Annotated in this window: 4 protein-coding genes and 1 pseudogene; 4 read left to right on the top strand and 1 reads right to left on the bottom strand. The window is 62.7% G+C overall.

The annotated features are described in order from the left end of the window. Nucleotides 1-127: 127 nt before the first annotated feature. The gene (gene rtcR / locus RQH62_RS18640; protein ID WP_311270221.1) at nucleotides 128-1,729 is read right to left on the bottom strand and encodes an RNA repair transcriptional activator RtcR; all 1,602 of its coding nucleotides are present in this window, start codon (nucleotides 1,727-1,729) and stop codon (nucleotides 128-130) included. A gap of 246 nt (nucleotides 1,730-1,975) precedes the next feature. On the opposite strand from rtcR, the pseudogene RQH62_RS18635 reads away from it, so the two are divergent. From RQH62_RS18635 to rtcA, 4 genes and pseudogenes are all read left to right on the top strand, one after another. Then, nucleotides 1,976-2,066 (top strand): annotated as a pseudogene (locus tag RQH62_RS18635). 16 nt (nucleotides 2,067-2,082) lie between these two features. Next, on the top strand, nucleotides 2,083-3,630 hold the full coding sequence (locus RQH62_RS18630) for an RNA-binding protein (RefSeq protein WP_311270220.1): 1,548 nt from the start codon (nucleotides 2,083-2,085) through the stop codon (nucleotides 3,628-3,630). Between the two features lie 632 nt (nucleotides 3,631-4,262). Continuing rightward, the gene (locus RQH62_RS18625) at nucleotides 4,263-5,492 is read left to right on the top strand and encodes an RtcB family protein (RefSeq protein ID WP_311270219.1); all 1,230 of its coding nucleotides are present in this window, start codon (nucleotides 4,263-4,265) and stop codon (nucleotides 5,490-5,492) included. Between the two features lie 85 nt (nucleotides 5,493-5,577). Beyond that, nucleotides 5,578-6,591 (top strand): RNA 3'-terminal phosphate cyclase, encoded by a 1,014-nt coding sequence (rtcA, locus tag RQH62_RS18620; RefSeq protein ID WP_311270218.1) that lies wholly within the window; start codon nucleotides 5,578-5,580, stop codon nucleotides 6,589-6,591. Nucleotides 6,592-6,684 lie beyond the last annotated feature (93 nt).

The raw sequence follows: 6,684 nt of genomic DNA, 5'->3' as shown, positions 1-6,684 counted from the left end.
TATCTTGTCCGAGAGCCGGATGCGGGAGATCTGCACGTCCGGTTCGATGAGCAGGGAGTGGAAACGGACCGTCTGGCAAGCCCCACAGGCGCGCCGCACGACACCGCGCCACTTCCTGACTCTACCGTTAGCCCCGGTCGTTAGCTATCGACCAATCCAGTCCGAAACGAGCTAGATATTTTCTCAGTCGGTCCGCGTCGTTTGAACTGCTGCGGCGCGCGCGCGAGGCATTGAAGAGGGTTCGTCCTGCTTCCGACAGCGAGCGGCTGGCGCGGCATATCCTGATCGTCTCGGCGAGTTGGACGCGATCGAACAGGTCGAGTTCGACAATCTGCTCGTCGCTCAATATCTCGGACAGAATGTCTGCGGCATTATCAGCCTGACCTGACCATAGCCGCCGCAATCGCTCGATTTCTTTGTCGACGCAGTCCACATCGATCCGCCCTTTCGGGCTGAGTGTGGCCATGCGAGTGATGCTGGCGGCGAGATCTCGGAAGTTGCCCGGCCAGTTGGCTTCTCCGGATGTTGCGAATGCCAGATAGCGTTGACGTGCTTCCTTGTTGAAACTCGCCTGATCGCCTTCGCGCTCGGCGAACCGATCCAGTTCATAGTCGAGATTGGGTTCGATATCCTCACGTCGATCTGCCAGCCCCGGTAAGCGAAACGTCCAGAGGTTCAGGCGCGCGTAAAGATCGTCGCGAAACGCACCCGCTGCCACCGCCTCGACCAGATCGCGGTTGGTGCCGGCGATCAGTTGAAAGTCGGATGCCACCTCCTTGTCCGCACCCACGGGGAGGAAGCGCTTGTCCTCAATCGCACGCAGGATCATCGCCTGTTCGTCGAGGCCGAGTTCGCCAATCTCGTCGAGAAACAACATGCCTTTGTCGGCGGAACGGAGCAGACCCGGCCGGTCGGCGACCGAGCCGGTAAAGGCGCCCTTGCGGTGCCCGAACAGGGCCGACATGGCGCTGTCGCCCTTCAGCGTCGCACAGTTCACCTCCACGAACGATCCGGCGACCTGGTGCTTGGCCTTCTTCAGTTCATAGATCCGACGCGCGAGCTGGCTCTTGCCCGCGCCCGTCGGCCCCATCAGGAGCACTGGCGCGCGCGAGCGCAACGCAACCTGCTCGATCTCGTCGATCATGCGGTTGAAAGCGGCGCTGCGCGTGTCGATGCCCGATTTGAGGAAAGACGTGCTTTCCGCGCTCGCGACGGCGAAGCGGGTGGCGATGCTGTCATAGCGCGACAGGTCGAGATCGATGATGCTCCAGCGGCCGGGCGCTCCACCATCCTCCGCACGCTTGGCCGGCTGGGTCTGGAGCAGGCGCCCCGGCAAATAGCGCGCCTCTGTCAGCAGGAAGAGGCAGATCTGCGCGACGTGGGTGCCGGTGGTGATGTGGAGGAGATAGTCCTGCTCATCCGGATCGAACGGCTCGGCCCGCGCGAAATCGAGCAGCTTTCCATAGACTTCCTCGAAGTCCCACGGGTCGCGGAAGTCGAGCACGCGCATGTCGACCTGGGTCTCCGGCGAGACCGAGGCGATATCCTCCGCGACATATTCAGCGAGGCGCCGGTGGGCGGTGCCGTGGAGTAGCACCAGTCTATCAACCCGCAAATCTTCATGTATCGTGAGTGCGACCGTCGGCCGCCACTTGTTCCAGCGCGAAGGCCCGAATTTGCTCGCATCGAGCGTAGAGCCCAGGAATCCGATGACGGTCAGAGGTTTCATTCTTATATCATAGGATAAAAGCATATCTCTTGCGATATGAAATTTGATCGTTATCGAGCGGGGTGAATTGCGATGAAAGAATATAAATAACTATATATCAATGATATATGATTTTTCTTCGTTCCAACCTGTGGATTGGCACACCTCCTGCGAATTGGATTGGCGCCGGCCGGGGCGGATTACTCGGCCGGCAGGCGGAACTGGGGCGGCCGGAATGGGCTGGCCGCCCCAAGGACCGGAAATTCACAGGGCGTGACTCAGTCTGCGCAGAGCGCCTGCCCAAAAGGCAGGATGCTTGAGCAGGAGGCCGCAGGTTCAAATCCTGCCGCCCTGACCAGATGAGGAGTTGGACGATGGCCAACAAGGGACTGTTTGCGAGCGCCGTGGCGAAGCTGTTGCCACGCACCGACACGCTGAACCGGGAGGGTACGCCGTCCTACGTCTATGGGCCGAAGGCAAAGCTCGCCCAGCTGGCGGCGACGGGCACGCTGGCCGATAATTTCTACGGCGCGGCGGAGACGCAGCTTGCCGATGTGCTGGACGCGGCCCGAGCGGTCGATCCATATTTCGTCGCCCAGGCCGCGATCTATGCCCGCACGTCTGGTGCGATGAAGGATATGCCGGCCCTGTTGGCGGCCTATCTGACGGTTGCGGATCCCGACCTCGCGGTTCGGGTGTTCGGTAAGGTCATGAACAACGGCCGCATGCTGCGCAGCTTCGTGCAGATCATGCGGTCGGGTCAGGTCGGGCGGACGTCGCTCGGCACGCGGCCGAAGCGGCTGATCCAGCAGTGGCTGGAGCAGGCGTCGATCCGCGATCTGATGCAGGCAGCGACCGGCGCTGCGCCGAGCCTGGCGGACATCGTCAAGATGGTCCACCCGCGCCCGGCGGATGCGGAGCGCAAGGCTTTCTATGGTTGGCTGATCGGTCGTCCCTATGACGTCGCCGCTCTGCCCGTCGAGATCGCCGCGTTCGAGGCCTGGAAGCAGGATCAGGCGCTGCCGCTGCCGCAGGTGCCGTTCGAGTGGCTGACCGCTTATCCGCTTGTCGCGGAGCAGTGGGCAGAGCTTGCCGGCCGCATGGGCTGGCAGGCGTTGCGGATGAACCTCAACACGCTGGCGCGCAACGGCGCGTTCGGGGTGGAGGGGCTTACCGATCAGGTCGCGGCCCGACTTGCCGACCGCGATGCGCTCCGTGCCGTACGGCCTATGCCCTATCAGTTGATGGTGGCATTGGGTCAGGTCGGCGACGGCGTGCCGCTCAAGGTGCAGGCGGCGCTGGAGGAAGCGCTGGAACTGTCGCTCCGGGGCGTACCGAAGGTGCCGGGCCGTGTGGTCGTCTGCCCCGATGTGTCGGGGTCGATGCAATCGCCCGTGACGGGCTACCGCAAGGGCGCTTCGTCGAAGGTTCGCTGCATCGATGTCGCGGCTCTGGTTGCGGCGGCGATGTTGCGGTCCAACCGTGAGGCGCGGGTCATCCCGTTCGAGCAGGCGGTCGTGCCGGTGACGCTGAAGGCTACCGACCGGATCGCGGCGAATGCTGCGAAGCTGGCGGCGGTTGGCGGTGGCGGGACGAATGTCTCGGCGCCCCTCGCACTCATCAACAAGGAGAAGGCGGCAGTCGATCTGGTGGTCATCGTCTCGGACAATGAGTCCTGGGTCGATGCCCAGCGGAGCGGCTCGACGGCGACGATGCAGGAGTGGACGAAACTGGCGAAGCGCAACCCGCAAGCCAAGCTCGTCTGCATCGACATCGCGCCCTACGGCACCACGCAGGCCGCCAGCCGGCAGGACATATTGAATGTCGGAGGCTTCTCCGACGCGGTGTTCGATACCATTGCGCGCTTCGTCTCCGGCGAGACGCGCGACTGGGTGAGCATCGTCGAACAAGTGGAGGTCTGAACGAACAGGGTCGTGGCGAATGCTGGCAGGACTACATGTCACCAGAGGAGGCCCGACGAGGAAAGCGCCCGGAAGGCAGTATTGCCGAAAGGGAGATGCGGGTTCGAACCCCGCCGCCGACACGTAGCTTAAGGGCCGCGTCTTGCCGCCCCTCGTCGCCACGACCCGACTAGAATATCACGGCGAATGCCGAGAAGGACTACATTGGTAATGTGGTTGTCGCGGGTTCAAGTCCCGCCGGGCCTTCGATGCGTTCGGGCTCGTAGCTCAGCTGGATAGAGCGACAGTCCCTCGGGACGGTCTTTCTCACTTCTCGTCGCCGTGACCGGAAATGCAAACCATGGCGAATGCCTGACGGACTACATGGCCTATCACGCCCCAGATACGGGTTCGAATCCCGCCGGACCGCCCAATCGGTCCGTAGTGTAACGGTAGCACAGGGACCGTCCGCAAGGGCGGAGAGAAGTCTGTCAAAACCTCGTCGTCATGGCACCGAAATTTGAGCTGGCGAATGCCGGCGGGACTACATCGGTAGAGGCCGAAAGGCTGAGCGGTTCGAATCCGCCCCGAAGAAATTCGGGATGTCTCGCCAAACCTTGTCGCCGGCACCATGACTATACAGGGAGGTCAAGATGACCGAGAGCAGGACTTACGATATTCAGCACGTCGAGGGCGGCAAGCCGATCAAGCTGTGGACGCGCGGCGTGCCGGTCGACGAGAAGGCGCATGAACAGCTCCGCAAGGCGGCGCAGATGCCCTTCGTCTTCAAGCATGTGGCGGCCATGCCGGACGTGCATGTCGGCATCGGCGCCACTGTAGGCTCGGTGATCCCGACCAAGGGCGCGGTGATCCCGGCCGCCGTGGGCGTGGACATCGGCTGCGGCATGATGGCGGCGCGCACTTCGCTGATGGCGAGCGATCTGCCGGACAATCTGGAGGGCATCCGATCGGCCATCGAGCAGGCGGTGCCGCATGGCCGTTCGGTCGGTCGCGGCCAGCGCGATCATGGTTCATGGGGTGCCCCGCCGGTCGAGATCGTGGACGCCTGGGCGACGCTCGTTGAGCGGTTCGACCGGATCACGGCGAAATATCCGCGGTTCAACAACACGAACCAGCTTACCCATCTGGGCACACTGGGGACAGGCAACCACTTCATCGAACTTTGCCTCGATACCGAGCAGCGCGTGTGGATCATGCTCCACTCGGGTTCGCGCGGCGTGGGAAATGCGATCGGCACCTTCTTCATCGAACTGGCCAAGCAGGATATGCGCAAGTGGTTCATCAACCTGCCCGACGAGGATCTGGCCTACTTCCCGGAAGGGACCGACCATTTCGACGATTATGTCGAGGCGGTCGAGTGGGCGCAGGACTTCGCGGCGCTGAACCGCCGGATGATGATGACCAACGTGATCCGGGCGCTGCGCGGCCATATCGCCAAGCCCTTCGACGCCGAGCTGGAGGCGGTGAACTGCCATCACAACTATGTGACGCGGGAAAACCATTTCGGCCAGAATGTGCTCGTGACCCGGAAGGGCGCGGTGCGCGCGGCGAAGGGTACGATGGGCATCATCCCCGGCTCGATGGGCGCGAAATCATTCATCGTGCGCGGTCTTGGCAATGCGGAATCGTTCGAGAGTTGCAGCCATGGTGCGGGGCGCGTGATGTCTCGCACCATGGCCAAGAAGCTGGTCTCGCTCGACGAGCATATCGCCGACACGGCGGGCGTCGAATGCTGCAAGGACGAAAGCGTCATCGACGAGACGCCCAAGGCCTACAAGCCGATCGAAGCCGTGATGGCCGCGCAGGCCGATCTGGTGGAGATCGTCCATACGTTGAAACAGGTTGTGTGCGTGAAGGGGTGAAACGGGATCGAGCGGTATGCCGGGGGCATGCCGCCCCGTTTTACCGGTCGCGCGAGCGGCCGCGGGAATACCTTCAGGGGGAATTATGATCATCATTGACGGATCGGAAGGCGAAGGTGGTGGGCAGGTCGTGCGCGATGCGTGCGCGCTTTCGCTCGTCACCGGCAAGGCTGTCCGGATCGAGAATGTCCGCGCGAAGCGGTCCAAGCCGGGGCTCATGCGTCAGCATGTGACCGCGGTTGAGGCTGCGTGCGTCATCGGTAATGCCGAATGCCAAGGCCTTCACGTGGGTTCATACACGCTCAGCTTCACGCCGGGCAGCGTTGTGCCTGGCGAGTATCGCTTCGCCGTCGGCACTGCCGGATCGACGGGGCTTGTCCTGCAGACGGTGCTGATGCCGCTGCTGCTCGCTGATGCGCCATCGCGATTGGTGCTGGAGGGTGGGACGCACAATATGCTCGCGCCGCCGTTCGACTTCATCGCCAAATGCTTCCTGCCGATCATCAATTGCATGGGGCCAAAGGTCGAAGCGCGGCTTGTCCGCCACGGTTTCTACCCGCGCGGTGGCGGTCGGATCGAGGTTGAGATCAATCCGGCGCCGTTGCGGCCAATCGACTGCCTGGAGCGGGGAGCCCTGATGGCCGTCAGCGGTCAGGCCCTGTTTGCCGGCCTGCCGTTCGAGATTGCTGAGCGCGAAATCAACGTTGTGCGCCGGGATCTCGGCTGGTCAGAGCGGGAAGCTTGTGTGCGTGAGCTTCCGGAGGATCAAGGGCCGGGCAACATCCTGTTGCTTGAGGCGCAGTTCGAGCATGGAACCGAGATCGTCAGTGGCTTCGGTCAGCTTGGCGTGACTGCTGAGCGTGTGGCGAAAAAGGCGGTCGGCCGGATGCTTGGGTTTTTGGAGTCCAATGCCTTTGCCGGTCCCTATCTGGCCGATCAGTTGCTGCTTCCCTTCGCACTTGCCGGCGGAGGCAGCTTCACGACCGTCAAGCCAAGCCAGCACAGCCTGACCGCGATCGACGTGATCGGGCGCTTTCTGAACCAGCGGCTTGGTTTTGCTCAGCAGTCAGGCGGTACGCATCTGCTGACCGTACGGTAAAAGGCGGCCATGCTCCGTGCCGCATGGAGCATGGCTGGTCGCCCATATTGCCAAGTTGCGATGATTCGACTATTGGAACCGCAGCCAATTCCG

It is taken from the genome of Sphingobium sp. WCS2017Hpa-17, from assembly GCF_031843765.1.
In the GTDB taxonomy this organism is placed as follows: Bacteria; Pseudomonadota; Alphaproteobacteria; order Sphingomonadales; family Sphingomonadaceae; genus Sphingobium.
The sequence above is the reverse complement of the archived record's forward strand: the minus strand, read 5'-3'. Positions and strand labels throughout refer to the sequence as shown.

Bases quoted from the DNA above. Each gene is read 5' to 3' on its own strand.
- rtcR (WP_311270221.1), bottom strand. From the start codon at position 1,729: ATGAAACCTCTGACCGTCATCGGATTCCTGGGCTCTACGCTCGATGCG.
- RQH62_RS18630 (WP_311270220.1), top strand. From the start codon at position 2,083: ATGGCCAACAAGGGACTGTTTGCGAGCGCCGTGGCGAAGCTGTTGCCA.
- RQH62_RS18625 (WP_311270219.1), top strand. From the start codon at position 4,263: ATGACCGAGAGCAGGACTTACGATATTCAGCACGTCGAGGGCGGCAAG.
- rtcA (WP_311270218.1), top strand. From the start codon at position 5,578: ATGATCATCATTGACGGATCGGAAGGCGAAGGTGGTGGGCAGGTCGTG.